This is a genomic window from Paraburkholderia phytofirmans OLGA172 (genome assembly GCF_001634365.1).
GTDB lineage: Bacteria > Pseudomonadota > Gammaproteobacteria > Burkholderiales > Burkholderiaceae > Paraburkholderia.
Map to the genome: position 1 here is coordinate 845,842 of NZ_CP014579.1, position 18,123 is coordinate 863,964.

The window sequence follows — 18,123 nt, forward strand, 5'->3', positions numbered from 1 at the left end:
TGCCGGCATCACCACGCCGGCATCACCACGCCGGCATCACCACGCCGACATCGCCCGCATCAGAATGTCGGCTGCACTCACAGCGTCACCACATTAGCAGCACCGTTCCCGCGCCGAGCACTCCACCGCACACCGCGCATGCCCACAGCAGCACACGCGTACGCCGATATTCGCGGCTGATATCCAGCAACAGTTGCGCATTCTGCCGCGGCGTGCGGGCACGATCGTGCTCATGCTGCAGGTAGCGCACGGCCAATTGCGGCACGCGTGGCAGCATATGCGCCAAATGCGGCAACTCGCGCGCGATGCGTTTGATCCAGCCGCGGTGATCCATGTCGCGCCGCGCAATCCCCGCCAGCACGCTGCGTGCGACATTCCACGTATCGACGCCCGGATGCAGCGCGCGCGCCAGCATTTCCGCCTGCTGGAACGAGCGTTGCGCGCTGGCGAGCGGACCGGACACGGCGCCGTCGAACGGATGCACCGCGTGCAGCAGATGATGAAATAGCGGACCTGCCGAACGGTCTTCCGGGGCGGCTGCGAAATGCGCTTCGGCGCGCGTGCGCAACTCGGCTTCGAGCATTTCCGCGCGCGTGTCGTGCGGCACATACCCGGCATCGCGATGCAGTTCGGCAAGCCGGCCGTAGTCCTGGTTGAACAGCGCGGTTGCGCCGTGGACGAAGAATTCGCGTTCGCCGGTCGACAGACTCGACATGATCGAAAACTCCGCCAGCACGAGGCGTCCCAGCGTGTCCGGCTCGACGCTCACGCGCACCCGGCGTGCATCGAGCGTCGCGTGAAAGAAGCCGTGCTCGAACGCCTGTTCAGTCACCACCTCGACGATATGCGCCGCCAGCGGCGCGACTTTGACGTGATGCGCATGCAGGCCGGGCAGGTCGCTGGCCGGCAGGGTGCTGACGCGTTGCATCGTCAGCGTGTAGGTGGTGCACAGGTCCCAGATTACCGTCGGCACGACGATGCGCGCGTCGCCGTCGAAATGATGGCCGGTCTGGCTCAGATTGGCGGCTTCGGCGCGCAGGTCGAAGCGGCGCAGAATGTCGTCGGTGAAGGTTTGCGCCAGCGCACGCAGTTGCAGGCGGCGGGCCGAGCCGGAAAGCTTCTCCAGCCAGCGCGCGACCCAGCGTAGAAGCGCGAGTTCGTCGCCGATCTGTTGTAACAGATCGGCGCGCACCAGCTTGATGGCCACTTCGCTATGGCCGTTGACCGGCACGACGAGTCGCGCGAAGTGCGTCTGTTCGGCGAAGCCGCCGCGCACCGGCACCAGATCGACCGCGCTGAAGATCGTAGCGAGCGGCCGGCCGAATGCGCGTGCCAAAGCCTGTTCGGATTCCTGCGGCGGTAGCGGGGTTTCGAGGTGATCGATCGCGTCGATGGCATCGTGGAGGGTGCCGGTCGCGAGTTCGGGCCGTTCAATCAGGGTCTGCGCGAAGCGGCTCGCGAGCGGCCCGAGCGCGGGCAAGACGCCGTGCAGGCGCTCGCCACCGCGCCCGGACGCATGCACGCGGCCGACCAGTTCGATCATCCAGTGCACTTTGTGGTCGGACGGCGCGGCAAGCCAGATCAGGCGTGCGCCGTAACGCAACGCGTGGAACAGGAGCAGTAAACGGCGAAACAGTGGCGGCATCGGCAGTTCGGTTGACGGACCATGCGGCATCGACAGGCGTCGGCGGCGCGGCTAAGGCCTTCAGGTTAGCAGGTAAGCGCGCCAGGAGGCGCATCCCCGCGCCGCGCGTAATACAATACGCCGGCCTTCCACCCGTGGTGAAACCCAAGCGTGCCGGCTTCCGGCCCTCAACAGATGCTCGCAGAACAACGTCACCAATACATCCTGGCGCAAGTCGCCAAAACCGGCGCGCTCTCGGTCGCTGAACTGGTGCGCGAACTGAATGTGTCGCGTGAGACGATCCGCCGCGATCTGAACGCGTTGGCCGGGCGCGGTCTGCTCGTCACGACCCACGGCGGCGCGCTCTCGAGCGACCGGCGCGAGCCCGACCTCGATACGCGCGAAGCCGCCAACGCCGGCGCCAAGCGGGCGATCGGCGAGCGCGCGGCCGAGTTCGTGCCGGACGGCGCCTCGCTGATCATCGATTCGGGCAGCACCACGCAAGCGGTGGCGCGGGCTTTGCTCGACCGGCATCGCCTGTCGGTCTATACGAACGACTGGCGTATCGCGCTGCTGCTCGGGCGCCGTAACGATAACCGCGTGACGCTGCTTGGCGGCGAATTGTCGGATATCGAAGACGCCACCTTCGGCCTCGACACGGTCCATCAGCTGACGCAGTACCACGCGGACTTCGCCTTCATCGGCGCGGGCGGCATTTCGCCGGACGGCTTCCTGACCGACTACAGCCGCATGGCTGCCGAAGTGCGCAGCCGCATGATCGCCGCCGCCGACATGGTGGTGGTGGTCGCCGACCACTCGAAGTTCGGGCGCGTGACGCCGGTGCGTATCAACGGCATCGAATCGGCGCGTTATCTGGTCACCGAACTGGCGCCGGAGAAGGCGCTCGGCAAGGCGATCACGGCGCATGGGCCGGAAATCCTGATCGCCTGAACAGCCGCGCGTTCAGCGTGGACTCCGCGACGTCCACGTCACTTCACTCGAATCCCAAGCCGTTTCAGCGCACGGCCGATCGCCGCCACCGCGTTGTGCAACTCATTCGCATCGATCGCGCCAATGCAACCCACGCGGAACGTTTCCACTTGCGTGAGCTTGCCCGGATATAAGACGTAACCGGCCTCGCGCACCGCAGCATAAAAATTGGCAAAATTCCACGCCGGGTCGCGCGGCGCATGGAACGTGACGATCACCGGCGCCTGCACTTCGGGCTTCAGAAACGGTTCGAAGCCGAGCGCTTTCATGTCGTTCACCAAGGCCGCACAGTTCTGCGTGTAGCGCGCGCCGCGCGCCGCTTGTCCCCCTTGCGCGATGAACTGATCGAGTGCCTGACGCAAAGCCGCGACCACATGAGTCGGCGGCGTGAAGCGCCACTGTGTCGTCTTCTCCATATAGACGTATTGATCGTGCAGATCCAGCGCGAGCGACGGTGAGCGCCCTTCGCTCTGTTGCAGCACGCTGTGCCGCACAATCACGAATCCCATCCCCGGCACGCCTTCCAGGCATTTGCCGCTTGCCGAGATCAGCGCGTCGATGCCGCCGCGCCGCAAATCGATCGGCAGCGCGCCGAACGAACTCATCGCGTCGACGATCAGGCTTTTGCCGTGCCGCCGACACACCGCGGCGATATCGTCGAGCGGATTGAGCAGACCGGCGCTCGTTTCCAGATGGACTTGTGCGACGTGGGTGATGCGCGAATCAAGATTGAAGGCGTCTTCAATCGCGGCGGGGCTGACCGGTTCGTCCTCGCGCAGCGCCAGTTCGACATAAGCGATCCCCATGCGCTGCAATATGCGGATCAGACGGGCACAATATGCACCGTTGTTCGGAACCAGCACACAGCCTTGCCGCGGCACCAGCGTGCCGAGCGTCGCTTCGACCGCAAAGGTGCCGCTGCCTTGAAGCGGCACGCATACATAGTCTTTTTCGCCATGTACGATTTTCACGAGATCGGCGCATATGCTATGGGTCATGCGGTTGAACGCGGCGTCCCACGAACCCCAGTCGCGCAGCATCGCCTCGCGGGTTTGCGGCGAGGTGGAGAGTGGCCCCGGGGTCAACAGGATTGGGTCGTTTCCAAGGATCACGCAAGCCTCCGTCGTCAGATGAATGTTCGTCGCCCGGGCAGGGTGACGAAAAGATTGATTTGGATATTATTGGCGAATTGTGTCAATTGTTGGAATTCGACAGAATCGTCATGGCGTTGTCACGGAAACCTGTGATCCTTGCCGTGCCCGTTCAGGCATGGCCGGCAGCGCGAGTCTCGTAGGTGAGCTGTAAGTCAGGCTGGAGAAGAAGCGGCAAAGTTGTCGGCAATCTGCAATCCGTGCGAATTTGGACGAAACTGCACGACAACTGGCTGCGGGCAACACGCAAGCGGCACGGCGCGCGCCGCCGTTCAATCACAACAGGTATCGGGTTATCCCGACCGTCTGGTTTTTTGCCTTTCGGAGAGAGTGACATGACAAAGACGAATTCCCTTCACGCCACGGCTGGCCTCGCACGCAAACTGTTGCCGGCGCTGATCGCCGCGGCAGCATTCGGCGGCACGGCGATGCAGGCTCATGCGGCTGACGCAGTGGTGCTGTACACCGCCGACGGCCTCGAAAACCTCTATAAGGATGTGCTGCCGGCCTTCGAAAAGAAGGAAGGCGTGAAGGTCAACATCGTCACGGCAGGTAGCGGCGAAGTGGTGAACCGCGCCACCATCGAGAAGGATCAGCCGAAGGCCGATGTGATCGTCACGTTGCCGCCGTTCATCCAGCAAGCCGACCAGAGCGGCCTGCTGCAGGCTTACCAGAGCGCCAACTACAAGAACGTGCCGGCGATCGCCAAGGCGCCGAACGGTTCGTGGGCGACTTTCGTGAACAACTACTTCTCGTTCGCGATCAACCCGGACGTCACCAAGAACCAGCCGAAGACCTTCGCCGACTTGCTGCACCCGGACTACACCGGCAAGGTCGCTTACTCGAACCCGGCTACGGCTGGCGACGGTATGGCCGTGATCATTCTGACCACGTCGCTGATGGGCGAAGACAAGGCGTTCGACTATCTGAAGAAGCTCGAAGAAAGCGCCAAGTTCCACACCAAGGGCACCGGCTACCTCGACGTGCTGCTCTCGCGTAACGAAATCGCCTTCGCCAATGGCGACCTGCAGATGGATCTGGACGATGCAGCCAACGGCGGTCTGTCGCTCAAGCCGATCTTCCTCGCAGCCAGCGCCGGCGGTAAGCCGACCACCTTCCAGCTGCCGTACGCAATCGGCCTGATCAAGAATGGCCCGAACCAGGCAGAAGGCAAGAAACTGATCGACTACCTGATGTCGACCGACGTGCAAGCCAAGGTGCCGGACATCTTCGGTATCCCGGGCCGCACCGACGTGCCGCTCGCCGGCAAGAACGGCGAGGCAGTCAAGAAGGCGATCGCCGGCGTGACGCTGATCCCGGTGGACTGGACGCAAGTGATGGCGAAGAAGGCTGACTGGACGGCACGCTGGAAGAGCGACGTGATCGGTTCGTCGGGCAAGCAGCTCGAAGTCGTCAAACCGAAGTAAGCCGCACAGTTCGCCATTGAGTCAGGCGGCGCCCCTTGCATGCGTGCGGGGCGCCGTATCAGCATTAATCCAGTTGGAGGATGAACCCGGTGAATACGGCCAGTCTTGCTCACCGAGGCGCGCTTGGCGCCTCACCGGACGCGCTCGACGCCCCGCGTTCGAACACGCCGGGCGGCGTGCAGATCGACCATCTGACGGTGCGTTTTGGAACGCGCACCGTGCTCGACGATCTGTCGCTGACCATTCAGCGCGGCGAATTGCTCACCGTGCTCGGCCGCAGCGGGTGTGGCAAGACCACGCTGTTGCGCTTCATCGCCGGGTTCATTGAAGCGGACGGACTGTCGGGCACTTTGACCGTTGCCGGGCACGACCTGACGCATGTGCCGCCGCATAAGCGCAATCTCGGCTTGCTGTTTCAGAGTTATGCGCTGTTCCCGCATCTGTCGGTGTTCGATAACGTGGCTTTCGGGTTGCGCGCGCGCCGCACGCCGTCGAAGGATGTCGCGCGACGGGTTGCCGATGCTTTGAAGCTCGTGCAACTGGGTGACGCCGGGCATCACATGCCCGCGCAATTGTCGGGCGGCATGCAGCAGCGTGTGGCGCTCGCGCGCGCGCTCGTGATCGAGCCCGATGTGTTATTGCTCGACGAGCCGCTTTCCGCACTCGACGCCAATCTGCGCGCCTCGGTGCGTTCCGAACTGAAGGCGTTGCACGAGCGTTTGCCGAATCTGACGATCGTCTGCGTGACGCACGATCAGGACGACGCGCTGGTGCTGTCCGACCGCACGCTGCTGATGCGCGAAGGCCGCATCGCGCAACTTGGCACGCCGCAACAGTTGTACGACACCCCGAACGACGGTTTCGTCGCGCGCTATCTGGGCGCGGCCAATCTGTTGCCGGCGCAGGTCGCATTCAGCATGGGCGACGTGCGCTACAGCGAACGCGAGCGGGTGGCCTGTGTGCGGCCGGAAGCGCTGCGCATCGTGCCGCTCGGCGAAGGTCAGTTGCATGGCGCGATTACGTCGGTCGAATGGTACGGCGCGGTGTTGTCGGTGTCGGTCGCGTTGGACGCGTTACCTGACGAGCCGGTGTTCGTCACCATGCAGCGCGGCCAAGGCATGATGCCGGAGAAGGGCGCGCGTGTTTCCCTGCGTTATGAGGCTGACGATGTCGTCCTTATCAACCCCTGATACACCCGATTCGGTGAGCGCGGCCGCTGCCGAAGCTCGCCGCAGCGCGAGCGCGGCCTCGCACACGGCGGCGGTGAAGCGGCGCGAACGCGCGGCGCAATGGCACCTGCTGTTCCTTGCGGTAGTCGTGCTGGGTCCGCTGGTGATCTATCCGCTCGTGCGTCTGGTGCTGCTGAGTTTCACCGGTCCGCACGGTTTGAGCCTGCAGGCCTATTCGGCGTTCTTTGGCAATCCGGAGACGCGTGGCGTGGTCGGCACGACGCTGTGGATTCTGTTCGTGAGTGCCGGGCTCGCCTCGTTGCTCGGCATCGGCCTCGCGGCGCTATTGTTCTTCAAGCCGTTTCCCGGCGCGCGCCTGGTGACCCGTTTCCTGGAGCTGTTCGTCGCGTTCCCGTCGTTTCTGGTCGCCTTCACGCTGATCTTTCTGTACGGCTCGCAAGGCTCGGTCAGCATCGCCTTGCAGCAACTGTTTCATCTCGAAGCGCCGCCGCTCAATTTCCTGTTCGGCGTGGGCGGCGTGATTCTCGCGGAAGTGGTCTTCTACGCGCCGTTCGTCGTGCGTCCTACGCTGGCGTCCTTCGCCACGCTCGACATGCGTCTGATCGAAGCCGCCCGCAGTCTCGGCGCGAGCGGCTGGATGGTCGCGTTCAAGGTGATCCTGCCGCTCGCGTGGCCGGGCATCGCCGCGGGCACGATCCTGTGTTTTCTGCTGACGTTGAACGAGTTCGGCATTCTGCTCGTGCTCGGCAGCGCGCATTTGATTACGTTGCCGGTCGCGATCTACAGCTCGGCGACCGTCGACCTGGATCTCCCGACCGCCGCCGCCGGCGCGGTCGTGATGCTGATCATGTCTTTGTCGCTGTACGCGTTGTACCGCCAGGTCAACAGTCGCAAGGTGAAAGGAGCGGGCCATGGCCGTTGAACTCGACCCGACCGTTTTGCCGGTCATGCACAAGAAGGCGCGGCCGGTGCGCCGCAGTCTGCCGGTGCGCATTCTTGGCAGCCTGCTTCTCGGCTTTGCCGCGTTGCTGTGCTTCTGGCTGTTCGTCTTGCCGGTGCTGGTGGTCGCGCTATCGAGCGTGGCCGGGCACTGGTCGGGCACCATCCTGCCGGACAGCCTCAGCATGCGCTGGTTCGAACGGCTGGGTTCCAGCGACTTCGACGCGCTGAGGACGAGCCTCGAAATCGGCATGGGCGTCGCCGTGCTCGGCACGATTCTCGGGCTGTGGCTGGCGTTGGCGCTCGAAGGGCGCGACCGGCGCGGTCTCGGCGCGTTCGTCGACACCATTGCGATGATGCCCAACGGCGTGCCGAGCGTGGTGCTCGGCCTGGCCGTGCTGATCGCGTACCACAAGCGTCCGCTCGATCTGTCGAGCTCGGCGGCGATCGTCGTGTTCGTGCAACTCGCGCTGGTGCTGCCGTTCTGCTACCGCTGCGCGGCCGCTGCGTTGCGTCCCGAACTGACCATTCTGCGCGAAGCGGCCGCGAGTCTGGGTGCGCCGCCGTCGATGGTGCTGCGCCGCGTCGTGCTGCCGCAACTGGTGCCGGCGATCCGCGCGAGTCTCGCACTCGGCTTCGCGCTCTCGCTCGGCGAACTCGGCGCCACGCTCACCGTGTACCCGCCGGGCTTTGCGACGGTGCCGATCGTTGTGGTCGGTCAGGTGGAGCGCGGGTATTACCTGCCGGCCTCCGCGTTGTCGCTGATTCTGTTGATGGTCTCGCTTGCTGCGCTGCTGCTGATTGCGGCGCGTGTCCCACGCCGTCGGGTGGACTGACGGGCACCTTCTGATTGTTGTGTTTGCGTGCGCATGCCAGGCGGCGGGCGCGCAAACACGCAAACACATATCGATGTGGCAAAATTTGTCAAAATGACCGAATATATGCAAGCTGCTTCTATCGATCCGATTGAGGTTGTGCGCAGGCATTCGCTGACGACGCTGGTTCGCGACGAAATCGAACGGCACATCATCGAAGGGGTGCTCGCACCCGGCGACAAACTCAACGAAGCCGACTGGGCCGCGCGTCTGCAAGTGTCGCGCGGGCCGGTGCGCGAGGCGTTTCGCGCGCTGGAGCAAGCGGGTCTCGTGCGCACCGAGAAAAATCGCGGCGTGTTCGTGCGGACGGTGTCGCTGGCGGAGGCAGACGAGATTTATGCGGTGCGCGCGGTGCTTGAAGAAGCGGCGTGCCGGTTGCTGGCTTCGCGTATCGATGCGCAGAAGCTTGCGCTGTTGCGCGACTGGCTCGACGCGATGCGCGCCGCGCTCGATGCGCAGGATCACGATGCCTACGCGCGCGCCAACGTGGCGTTTCACGATGCGATCGTGGCGGCGTCGGGCAATGTGAAGCTGTACGAGACCTATCGAAGGCTGGTGAGCGAATTGAGTCTGTTTCGCCGCGCCGCGCTGGTGGTGCATGCCGATGCGATGGAACGCTCGCTCGCCGAACATCGCGCGATCCTGACGGCGCTGGCCTCGCGCGACGCCGAACATGCCGCCGCGCTGATGCATGCGCACGTGAACGGCGGCCTGCAGCGCGCGCGTGAGGCATGCGACCTGGCGGGGCCCCTCGGCGCGGTGCAGATGTCGGCAGTATCGGACGATTGAGACTGGCTGCAACGGATTGACTAGAGCACGCGTGCTCTCAACGCATGGAAGGTAACGATGGCAAACGCAAGCGAACGTACGATCGAAGTCAATGGCCGCAGCTACCGGCTGCCCGCGCAACCGACCGTCGTGGTGTGCGTCGACGGCTGTGAATACGATTACCTCGAAGCCGCGGTCGCGGCGGGCGTCGCGCCTTTCATCGGCAAGATGCTCAAGAGCGGCGCGGCCTTCAAGGGCGACTGTGTGATTCCGTCGTTCACCAACCCGAATAACCTCTCGATCGTGTGCGGCGTGCCGCCCTCGGTACACGGCATTTGCGGCAACTACTTCTGGGACCCGGACGCGAACGGCGGCGAAGGCGCGGAAGTGATGATGAACGATCCGGCCTATCTGCGCGCGGGGACCTTGCTGGCCGCCGCGGCGGAAGCAGGCGCCGCGGTTGCCGTGGTCACAGCGAAAGACAAGCTGCGCCGGCTGCTCGGCTGGCAACTGAAGGGCATCTGCTTCTCGGCGGAAAAAGCCGACAAGGTGACGCGCGAAGAAAACGGCATCGACGAAGTGCTCGACCTGGTCGGCTTGCCGGTGCCGGATGTGTACAGCGCGGGTTTGTCCGAGTTCGTGTTCGCCGCCGGCGTGCGGCTCGCGGAAACCCGCAAGCTCGACCTGATGTATCTGTCGACCACCGATTACATCCAGCACAAATGGGCGCCGGGCACCCAAGGCGCGAACGCGTTCTACGCGATGATGGATGGCTACCTCGCCAGGCTCGATGCGCTCGGCTGGGTGATCGGCCTGACCGCCGACCACGGCATGAACGCCAAGCACGACGAGAAGACCGGCGAGCCGAACGTGATCTATCTGCAGGACGTGCTGGACGATTGGCTCGGTGTTCGCCGCGCCCGTGTCATCTTGCCGATTACCGATCCGTATGTCGTGCATCACGGCGCGCTCGGTTCGTTCGCGACGATTTACCTGCCGCACGATGTGAGCGTCGCGCGGGTGATCGAACGGATCGGCGGTTTGCAGGGCATCGAAGTGGTCCTCGACAATCGTGCCGCATGCGAGCGCTTCGAACTGCCGAACGACCGCGTGGGCGATATCGTCGTGGTCAGTACCCAGCACGTGGTGCTCGGCACGCGTCGCGATGAACACGACCTGTCCGGACTGACCGTCCCGTTGCGCTCGCATGGCGGGATCTCCGAGCAGGAAGTGCCGCTGCTGTTCAATCGTCGCGTCGAGGGACTGCCCACCGATAAACGGCTGCGCAACTTCGATATCTTCGACGTCGCATTGAATCACGTGTCGGCATCATGAACGCTGTGCTGCGGGACCATCCGGCATTTCGTGCGGAAGCGCTGCGGCTCAAAGGCGAGCGCGCGACGCGCTCGCGCACGCTCGACGTGTTCGACCCTTTCACGGGGACACGGGTGGGCACGGTCCCGCTGGCGAGCATCGACGACGTGCGTGCCGCGTTCGAATACGCTGCTGCGTATCAGGCGAAGCTCACACGCTACGAGCGCTCGCAGATTCTCGAACGTGCGGCGGCATTGCTGCGGGAGCGGACCGAGGAAGCTTCGGACCTGATTTCGCTCGAGTCGGGTTTGTCGAAGCAGGATTCGCGCTACGAGATCGGCCGCGTCGCCGATGTGTTCAAGTTCTCTTCGATCGAAGCCTTGCGCGACGACGGTCAGAGTTTTTCCTGCGATCTCACGCCGCATGGCAAGAAACGCCGTGTGTTTTCGCAGCGCGAGCCGCTGGCGGGTGTGATCGTGGCGATTACGCCGTTCAATCATCCGATGAACCAGGTCGCGCACAAGATTGCGCCGGCAATCGCGACGAATAATCGTGTGGTGCTCAAGCCGTCGGAGAAGGTGCCGCTGTCGGCGTTGTACCTGGCGGACATTCTGTATGAAGCGGGTTTGCCGACGCCGATGCTGCAGGTGCTGACCGGCGATCCGCGCGAAATCGCCGATGAACTGATTACGCATCCTTTGGCCGATCTCGTCACTTTCACCGGTGGCGTGGCGATCGGCAAATACATTGCGGCGAAGGCGGCTTACCGGCGCGTTGTGCTGGAACTGGGCGGCAACGATCCGCTGATCGTGCTGGAAGACGCCGATCTCGATCGTGCGGCGACACTAGCCGTGCAGGGTTCGTACAAGAACTCCGGGCAGCGGTGTACTGCGGTCAAACGAATGCTGGTGCAGAAGAGCATTGCGGCGGACTTCATCGATCTGGTCGTGGAGAAGACGCGCGCATGGACCTATGGCGATCCGTTCGACGCGTCCAATCAGATGGGCACCGTGATCGACGTCGCCGCAGCGCAACTATTCGAGGCGCGTGTGAACGAGGCCGTCGCGAGTGGCGCGCGCTTGCGCATCGGCAATCAGCGCGACGGCGCGCTTTATTCGCCGACGGTGCTGGATGGCGTCGACCCGTCAATGACATTGGTACGCGAGGAAACGTTCGGCCCGGTGTCGCCGATCATTACCTTCGATACGCTCGACGACGCTATTCGTATCAGTAACGGCACGCCATTCGGGTTGTCGTCCGGTGTGTGCACGAACCGGCAGGACGCGATCACGCGCTTCATCAATGAATTGCGCGTGGGGACGGTCAACGTGTGGGAAGTGCCGGGATACAGGATCGAGCTGACGCCGTTCGGCGGCATCAAGGATTCCGGGCTTGGCTATAAGGAAGGTGTTCAGGAAGCGATGAAGAGCTTCACCAATCTGAAGACCTTTTCATTACCGTGGGAGTAAGAACGTGGCATTGAGTCTGAACGACATCCGTTCGTTATATGAGCAATATGGCAAGCTCGCCTATAGCGGTGAACCGGTGACGCAGCTTGAACATGCGCTGCAGAGCGGCGCACTGGCGGAAGAGGCGGGTGCCGACGATGAACTCGTCGCCGCCGCGTTTCTGCATGACCTCGGCCATTTGCTGAATCTGCAAGGCGAAACGCCGACGGAGCGGGGCATCGACGATCTGCATCAGTATTTCGCGCTGCCGTTCTTGCGGCCGGTGTTGTCGGACGCCGTGTTGGAGCCGATCCGGCTGCACGTCGACGCCAAGCGCTGCCTATGTGCAATCGACGACGCGTACTTCGGCCAGCTGTCCGCCGATTCGGTGCGGAGCCTGGAATTGCAAGGCGGCATCTTCAGCAAGGAAGAGGCAGAGGCGTTCCTGCAGAAGCCCTACGCGGAAGACGCCTTGCGTCTGCGCAAATGGGACGACCGCGCCAAAGAAGAGAGCCGCGCGACACCGGGGCTCGATCATTATCTGGGCGTAGTCGAGCGCGTCATGCAGAAGCGGGCGGCCGCCTGAACGAGACGGTTTTCGGCTGAGCTTCGAGTGTGCTTGTTGTGCCACTCGTTTTCAATTCTCGCGCCATTTCCGGCGCAATTTATGCCGATCAAAATAACGCTTGCAAGGGGCCGCCTTGCTCGCTAGAATCTCGCTCTTTCGTGCTTCGGACACCGAGGCACGGGAAGCGGGAAAGCCAGTAGTGGCAAGGCTTTGCGCGAAGTGAGCGGGTTGAGAAAGTTGGAAAAACCTGTTGACGGCGTAGCGAAAGTTCTTCATAATCTCGTTTCTCTGCTGCTGATGCAGCGACGCAGAACGAAGCGGTGCCGGGTGGTTGTGATGTGATGCAACGCGGTGCTGGTTCGGTAGTGAATGCGTAATCGATCTTTAAAAATTAACAGCCGATAAGTGTGGGCGCTTGATGCGCGACGCGCCGGTGGGTTCTTCGGAGTCTGCCGGGAAGCGAAAGTATCAAGTCTCACACTAGTATTAAAGGAAGGTTTTCCTGTTGGGGTGGATTCACGCCGGCAGGATGATCATTCGTCAGTACGTTGAGTGAGCGACCGGGTTCGCAAGAGCCCGAAAAACAGTAACAGGTTTGAACTGAAGAGTTTGATCCTGGCTCAGATTGAACGCTGGCGGCATGCCTTACACATGCAAGTCGAACGGCAGCACGGGGGCAACCCTGGTGGCGAGTGGCGAACGGGTGAGTAATACATCGGAACGTGTCCTGTAGTGGGGGATAGCCCGGCGAAAGCCGGATTAATACCGCATACGCTCTACGGAGGAAAGGGGGGGATCTTAGGACCTCCCGCTACAGGGGCGGCCGATGGCAGATTAGCTAGTTGGTGGGGTAAAGGCCTACCAAGGCGACGATCTGTAGCTGGTCTGAGAGGACGACCAGCCACACTGGGACTGAGACACGGCCCAGACTCCTACGGGAGGCAGCAGTGGGGAATTTTGGACAATGGGCGAAAGCCTGATCCAGCAATGCCGCGTGTGTGAAGAAGGCCTTCGGGTTGTAAAGCACTTTTGTCCGGAAAGAAAACCTCTGGGTTAATACCCCGGGGGGATGACGGTACCGGAAGAATAAGCACCGGCTAACTACGTGCCAGCAGCCGCGGTAATACGTAGGGTGCAAGCGTTAATCGGAATTACTGGGCGTAAAGCGTGCGCAGGCGGTCCGCTAAGACAGATGTGAAATCCCCGGGCTTAACCTGGGAACTGCATTTGTGACTGGCGGGCTAGAGTATGGCAGAGGGGGGTAGAATTCCACGTGTAGCAGTGAAATGCGTAGAGATGTGGAGGAATACCGATGGCGAAGGCAGCCCCCTGGGCCAATACTGACGCTCATGCACGAAAGCGTGGGGAGCAAACAGGATTAGATACCCTGGTAGTCCACGCCCTAAACGATGTCAACTAGTTGTTGGGTCTTCATTGACTTAGTAACGTAGCTAACGCGTGAAGTTGACCGCCTGGGGAGTACGGTCGCAAGATTAAAACTCAAAGGAATTGACGGGGACCCGCACAAGCGGTGGATGATGTGGATTAATTCGATGCAACGCGAAAAACCTTACCTACCCTTGACATGTATGGAATCCTGCTGAGAGGTGGGAGTGCCCGAAAGGGAGCCATAACACAGGTGCTGCATGGCTGTCGTCAGCTCGTGTCGTGAGATGTTGGGTTAAGTCCCGCAACGAGCGCAACCCTTGTCCCTAGTTGCTACGCAAGAGCACTCTAGGGAGACTGCCGGTGACAAACCGGAGGAAGGTGGGGATGACGTCAAGTCCTCATGGCCCTTATGGGTAGGGCTTCACACGTCATACAATGGTCGGAACAGAGGGTCGCCAACCCGCGAGGGGGAGCCAATCCCAGAAAACCGATCGTAGTCCGGATCGCACTCTGCAACTCGAGTGCGTGAAGCTGGAATCGCTAGTAATCGCGGATCAGCATGCCGCGGTGAATACGTTCCCGGGTCTTGTACACACCGCCCGTCACACCATGGGAGTGGGTTTTACCAGAAGTGGCTAGTCTAACCGCAAGGAGGACGGTCACCACGGTAGGATTCATGACTGGGGTGAAGTCGTAACAAGGTAGCCGTATCGGAAGGTGCGGCTGGATCACCTCCTTTCTCGAGCTAACGTGTCAAACGTTGAGCGCTCACGCTTATCGGCTGTGAAATTAGACAGTAAGTCAGACAGACTGAGGGGTCTGTAGCTCAGTCGGTTAGAGCACCGTCTTGATAAGGCGGGGGTCGATGGTTCGAATCCATCCAGACCCACCATTGTCTTGTCTGCGATGGCTGCGCTAGTCGATGAACCCCGAAGTGTGATGATGATCTGTGCATGACTGGGGGATTAGCTCAGCTGGGAGAGCACCTGCTTTGCAAGCAGGGGGTCGTCGGTTCGATCCCGTCATCCTCCACCAATCTTCAATGCTGGTTTATCTGCAGCGCACGTTGAAAGGCGTTTGCGGTGTAGTGAAACAAGCATTGGCGATTGAGCCAGTCAGAGTGATATGAAGCAGAGCTTTATATCGGCTGTCGTTCTTTAACAATCAGGAAGAAGTAGTAAAGAGATTCACGAAAGATCACTTAGAGATGGGTGATTGAGTAGGTGAATCAGGGTTGTGATTGTATCAATGTATGAAAAGGTGATCGAAAGATTGCCTTGGAATACGGCGCAACACGAATACTCAACCTGTAGCGATTGTGGCGAGCGTTGCATTCCCAGTGGATGCGACATGAGACACACCCGTTATAGGGTCAAGCGAACAAGTGCATGTGGTGGATGCCTTGGCGATCACAGGCGATGAAGGACGCGGTAGCCTGCGAAAAGCGGTGGGGAGCTGGCAAACGAGCTTTGATCCACCGATATCCGAATGGGGAAACCCACTCCTTATGGAGTATCCATAGCTGAATACATAGGCTATGCGAAGCGAACGCGGTGAACTGAAACATCTAAGTAACCGCAGGAAAAGAAATCAACCGAGATTCCCAGAGTAGTGGCGAGCGAAATGGGATCAGCCTGTACTCTTTATCTTCATTGTTAGTCGAAGGCTCTGGAAAGTGCCGCCATAGCAGGTGATAGCCCTGTAGACGAAAACAGCGAGGAAGAACTAGGTGTACGACAAGTAGGGCGGGACACGTGAAATCCTGTCTGAAGATGGGGGGACCATCCTCCAAGGCTAAATACTCGTGATCGACCGATAGTGAACCAGTACCGTGAGGGAAAGGCGAAAAGAACCCCGGGAGGGGAGTGAAATAGATCCTGAAACCGCATGCATACAAACAGTCGGAGCCTTTGAAAGAGGGTGACGGCGTACCTTTTGTATAATGGGTCAGCGACTTACATTCAGTGGCAAGCTTAACCGATTAGGGCAGGCGTAGCGAAAGCGAGTCCGAACAGGGCGTTCAGTCGCTGGGTGTAGACCCGAAACCAGGTGATCTATCCATGGCCAGGATGAAGGTGCGGTAACACGTACTGGAGGTCCGAACCCACTAACGTTGAAAAGTTAGGGGATGAGCTGTGGATAGGGGTGAAAGGCTAAACAAACCTGGAAATAGCTGGTTCTCTCCGAAAACTATTTAGGTAGTGCCTCGTGTATCACCTTCGGGGGTAGAGCACTGTCATGGTTGTGGGGTCCATTGCGGATTACTACGCCATAGCAAACTCCGAATACCGAAGAGTGCAATCACGGGAGACAGACATCGGGTGCTAACGTCCGGTGTCAAGAGGGAAACAACCCAGACCGCCAGCTAAGGTCCCCAAATATTGCTAAGTGGGAAACGAAGTGGGAAGGCTAAAACAGTCAGGAGGTTGGCTTAGAAGCAGCCATCCTTTAAAGAAAGCGTAATAGCTCACTGATCGAGTCGTCCTGCGCGGAAGATGTAACGGGGCTAAGCAATATACCGAAGCTGCGGATGCACATTTATGTGCATGGTAGGAGAGCGTTCCGTAAGCCTGCGAAGGTGCATTGAAAAGTGCGCTGGAGGTATCGGAAGTGCGAATGCTGACATGAGTAGCGATAAAGGGGGTGAAAGGCCCCCTCGCCGTAAGCCCAAGGTTTCCTACGCAACGTTCATCGGCGTAGGGTGAGTCGGCCCCTAAGGCGAGGCAGAAATGCGTAGCTGATGGGAAGCAGGTTAATATTCCTGCACCATTGTTAAATGCGATGGGGGGACGGATCGCGGAAGGTTGTCCGGGTGTTGGAAGTCCCGGTCCTTGCATTGGAGAAGGCGCTTAGGCAAATCCGGGCGCGGAATTCAAGGGTGCGAGGCCATTCACTTAGGTGAAGAAGCAACTGGAAGTGGTTCCAAGAAAAGCCTCTAAGCTTCAGTTTAACAAGACCGTACCGCAAACCGACACAGGTGGGCGAGATGAGTATTCTAAGGCGCTTGAGAGAACTCGGGAGAAGGAACTCGGCAAATTGGTACCGTAACTTCGGGATAAGGTACGCCCCTGTAGCTTGACTGGCCTGCGCCAGGAGGGTGAAGGGGTTGCAATAAACTGGTGGCTGCGACTGTTTAATAAAAACACAGCACTCTGCAAACACGAAAGTGGACGTATAGGGTGTGACGCCTGCCCGGTGCCGGAAGATTAAATGATGGGGTGCAAGCTCTTGATTGAAGTCCCGGTAAACGGCGGCCGTAACTATAACGGTCCTAAGGTAGCGAAATTCCTTGTCGGGTAAGTTCCGACCTGCACGAATGGCGTAACGATGGCCACACTGTCTCCTCCCGAGACTCAGCGAAGTTGAAGTGTTTGTGATGATGCAATCTCCCCGCGGCTAGACGGAAAGACCCCATGAACCTTTACTGTAGCTTTGCATTGGACTTTGAACCGGTCTGTGTAGGATAGGTGGGAGGCTTTGAAGCGTGGACGCCAGTCTGCGTGGAGCCGCCCTTGAAATACCACCCTGGTTTGTTTGAGGTTCTAACCTTGGTCCGTTATCCGGACTGGGGACAGTGCATGGTAGGCAGTTTGACTGGGGCGGTCTCCTCCCAAAGTGTAACGGAGGAGTACGAAGGTACGCTAGGTACGGTCGGAAATCGTGCTGATAGTGCAATGGCATAAGCGTGCTTAACTGCGAGACCGACAAGTCGAGCAGGTGCGAAAGCAGGTCATAGTGATCCGGTGGTTCTGTATGGAAGGGCCATCGCTCAACGGATAAAAGGTACTCTGGGGATAACAGGCTGATACCGCCCAAGAGTTCATATCGACGGCGGTGTTTGGCACCTCGATGTCGGCTCATCTCATCCTGGGGCTGTAGCCGGTCCCAAGGGTATGGCTGTTCGCCATTTAAAGAGGTACGTGAGCTGGGTTTAAAACGTCGTGAGACAGTTTGGTCCCTATCTGCCGTGGGCGCTGGATATTTGAAGGGGGCTGCTCCTAGTACGAGAGGACCGGAGTGGACGAACCTCTGGTGTACCGGTTGTCACGCCAGTGGCATCGCCGGGTAGCTATGTTCGGAAGAGATAACCGCTGAAAGCATCTAAGCGGGAAACTCGCCTTAAGATGAGATATCCCCGGGGCTTCGAGCCCCTTGAAGGGTCGTTCAAGACCAGGACGTTGATAGGTCAGGTGTGGAAGCGCAGTAATGCGTTAAGCTAACTGATACTAATTGCCCGTAAGGCTTGATCCTATAACAGGTGTGTGTCGGCAGCCGTTAGTGCTTCAGCACTTATGGATGCCCCATCCTGCGCCATGCGCAGGGTCTTGAGACCACATGCACAGGTTGAGATCGATGTTGTGCCTCGAACAACACAACCCGAGCTTGCTGAAAGCTCCTCTGGTGAGCATCACCAGAAACTACTTCTTCCAGATTGGTTGT

Annotated in this window: 11 protein-coding genes, 2 tRNA genes and 2 rRNA genes; 13 read left to right on the plus strand and 2 right to left on the minus strand. The window is 60.3% G+C overall.

From position 1 onward, the window contains the following. Window positions 1-85 precede the first annotated feature (85 nt). Window positions 86-1,645: an ABC1 kinase family protein gene (locus tag AYM40_RS24055; RefSeq protein ID WP_063500656.1), complete on the minus strand. Its 1,560-nt coding sequence runs from the start codon at window positions 1,643-1,645 to the stop codon at window positions 86-88. Window positions 1,646-1,819: 174 nt separating this feature from the next. Between AYM40_RS24055 and AYM40_RS24060 the strand changes: the two genes are divergently transcribed. After that, window positions 1,820-2,575: a DeoR/GlpR family DNA-binding transcription regulator gene (locus AYM40_RS24060; RefSeq protein ID WP_063498730.1), complete on the plus strand. Its 756-nt coding sequence runs from the start codon at window positions 1,820-1,822 to the stop codon at window positions 2,573-2,575. A 38-nt stretch (window positions 2,576-2,613) separates the two neighbouring features. Here the strand turns inward: AYM40_RS24060 and AYM40_RS24065 are convergent, their stop codons facing one another. Further along, a complete protein-coding gene (locus AYM40_RS24065) occupies window positions 2,614-3,726 on the minus strand; it encodes a 2-aminoethylphosphonate--pyruvate transaminase (RefSeq protein WP_420488507.1) in 1,113 nt (370 codons plus the stop codon). Window positions 3,727-4,100: 374 nt separating this feature from the next. On the opposite strand from AYM40_RS24065, the gene phnS reads away from it, so the two are divergent. The 12 genes from phnS (at window position 4,101) to AYM40_RS24125 (ending at window position 17,934) form a co-directional block, all read left to right on the plus strand. Beyond that, window positions 4,101-5,192, plus strand: a complete 1,092-nt coding sequence (gene phnS / locus AYM40_RS24070; RefSeq protein WP_063498732.1) for a 2-aminoethylphosphonate ABC transporter substrate-binding protein — start codon at window positions 4,101-4,103, stop codon at window positions 5,190-5,192. An 89-nt stretch (window positions 5,193-5,281) separates the two neighbouring features. After that, complete coding sequence (phnT, locus tag AYM40_RS24075; RefSeq protein WP_063500657.1) at window positions 5,282-6,382, plus strand: 2-aminoethylphosphonate ABC transport system ATP-binding subunit PhnT; 1,101 nt, start codon at window positions 5,282-5,284, stop codon at window positions 6,380-6,382. Next, window positions 6,360-7,304, plus strand: a complete 945-nt coding sequence (locus AYM40_RS24080; RefSeq protein ID WP_063498733.1) for a 2-aminoethylphosphonate ABC transporter permease subunit — start codon at window positions 6,360-6,362, stop codon at window positions 7,302-7,304. The genes phnT and AYM40_RS24080 overlap by 23 nt, the downstream gene beginning before the upstream one ends. Then, window positions 7,294-8,157, plus strand: coding sequence for a 2-aminoethylphosphonate ABC transport system, membrane component PhnV (gene phnV / locus AYM40_RS24085; protein ID WP_063498734.1), 864 nt, complete (start codon window positions 7,294-7,296; stop codon window positions 8,155-8,157). The genes AYM40_RS24080 and phnV overlap by 11 nt, the downstream gene beginning before the upstream one ends. 93 nt (window positions 8,158-8,250) lie before the next feature. Beyond that, on the plus strand, window positions 8,251-8,985 hold the full coding sequence (locus AYM40_RS24090) for a phosphonate utilization associated transcriptional regulator (RefSeq protein WP_063500658.1): 735 nt from the start codon (window positions 8,251-8,253) through the stop codon (window positions 8,983-8,985). A 57-nt stretch (window positions 8,986-9,042) separates the two neighbouring features. After that, window positions 9,043-10,299, plus strand: coding sequence for a phosphonoacetate hydrolase (gene phnA, locus AYM40_RS24095; RefSeq protein ID WP_063498735.1), 1,257 nt, complete (start codon window positions 9,043-9,045; stop codon window positions 10,297-10,299). Beyond that, window positions 10,296-11,747 carry a phosphonoacetaldehyde dehydrogenase gene (gene phnY / locus AYM40_RS24100; protein WP_063498736.1) on the plus strand — a complete coding sequence of 484 codons (1,452 nt, stop codon included), beginning with the start codon at window positions 10,296-10,298 and terminating at the stop codon, window positions 11,745-11,747. Before phnA ends, phnY begins: the two co-directional genes overlap by 4 nt. A gap of 4 nt (window positions 11,748-11,751) precedes the next feature. Then, a complete protein-coding gene (locus AYM40_RS24105; RefSeq protein ID WP_063498737.1) occupies window positions 11,752-12,312 on the plus strand; it encodes a phosphonate degradation HD-domain oxygenase in 561 nt (186 codons plus the stop codon). A 579-nt stretch (window positions 12,313-12,891) separates the two neighbouring features. Then, a 16S ribosomal RNA gene (locus AYM40_RS24110) occupies window positions 12,892-14,422 on the plus strand. Between the two features lie 76 nt (window positions 14,423-14,498). After that, window positions 14,499-14,575, plus strand: a tRNA-Ile gene (locus AYM40_RS24115). A gap of 67 nt (window positions 14,576-14,642) precedes the next feature. Beyond that, window positions 14,643-14,718 (plus strand) — tRNA-Ala (locus tag AYM40_RS24120). A 335-nt stretch (window positions 14,719-15,053) separates the two neighbouring features. Beyond that, window positions 15,054-17,934, plus strand: a 23S ribosomal RNA gene (locus AYM40_RS24125). Together the 16S and 23S rRNA genes with 2 tRNA genes alongside form the textbook arrangement of a ribosomal RNA operon. The last annotated feature ends 189 nt before the right edge of the window (window positions 17,935-18,123 follow it).

Bases quoted from the DNA above. Each gene is read 5' to 3' on its own strand.
- phnA (WP_063498735.1), top strand. From the start codon at position 9,043: ATGGCAAACGCAAGCGAACGTACGATCGAAGTCAATGGCCGCAGCTAC.
- phnY (WP_063498736.1), top strand. From the start codon at position 10,296: ATGAACGCTGTGCTGCGGGACCATCCGGCATTTCGTGCGGAAGCGCTG.
- AYM40_RS24060 (WP_063498730.1), top strand. From the start codon at position 1,820: ATGCTCGCAGAACAACGTCACCAATACATCCTGGCGCAAGTCGCCAAA.
- phnS (WP_063498732.1), top strand. From the start codon at position 4,101: ATGACAAAGACGAATTCCCTTCACGCCACGGCTGGCCTCGCACGCAAA.
- AYM40_RS24090 (WP_063500658.1), top strand. From the start codon at position 8,251: ATGACCGAATATATGCAAGCTGCTTCTATCGATCCGATTGAGGTTGTG.
- phnV (WP_063498734.1), top strand. From the start codon at position 7,294: ATGGCCGTTGAACTCGACCCGACCGTTTTGCCGGTCATGCACAAGAAG.
- AYM40_RS24080 (WP_063498733.1), top strand. From the start codon at position 6,360: ATGTCGTCCTTATCAACCCCTGATACACCCGATTCGGTGAGCGCGGCC.
- AYM40_RS24055 (WP_063500656.1), bottom strand. From the start codon at position 1,645: ATGCCGCCACTGTTTCGCCGTTTACTGCTCCTGTTCCACGCGTTGCGT.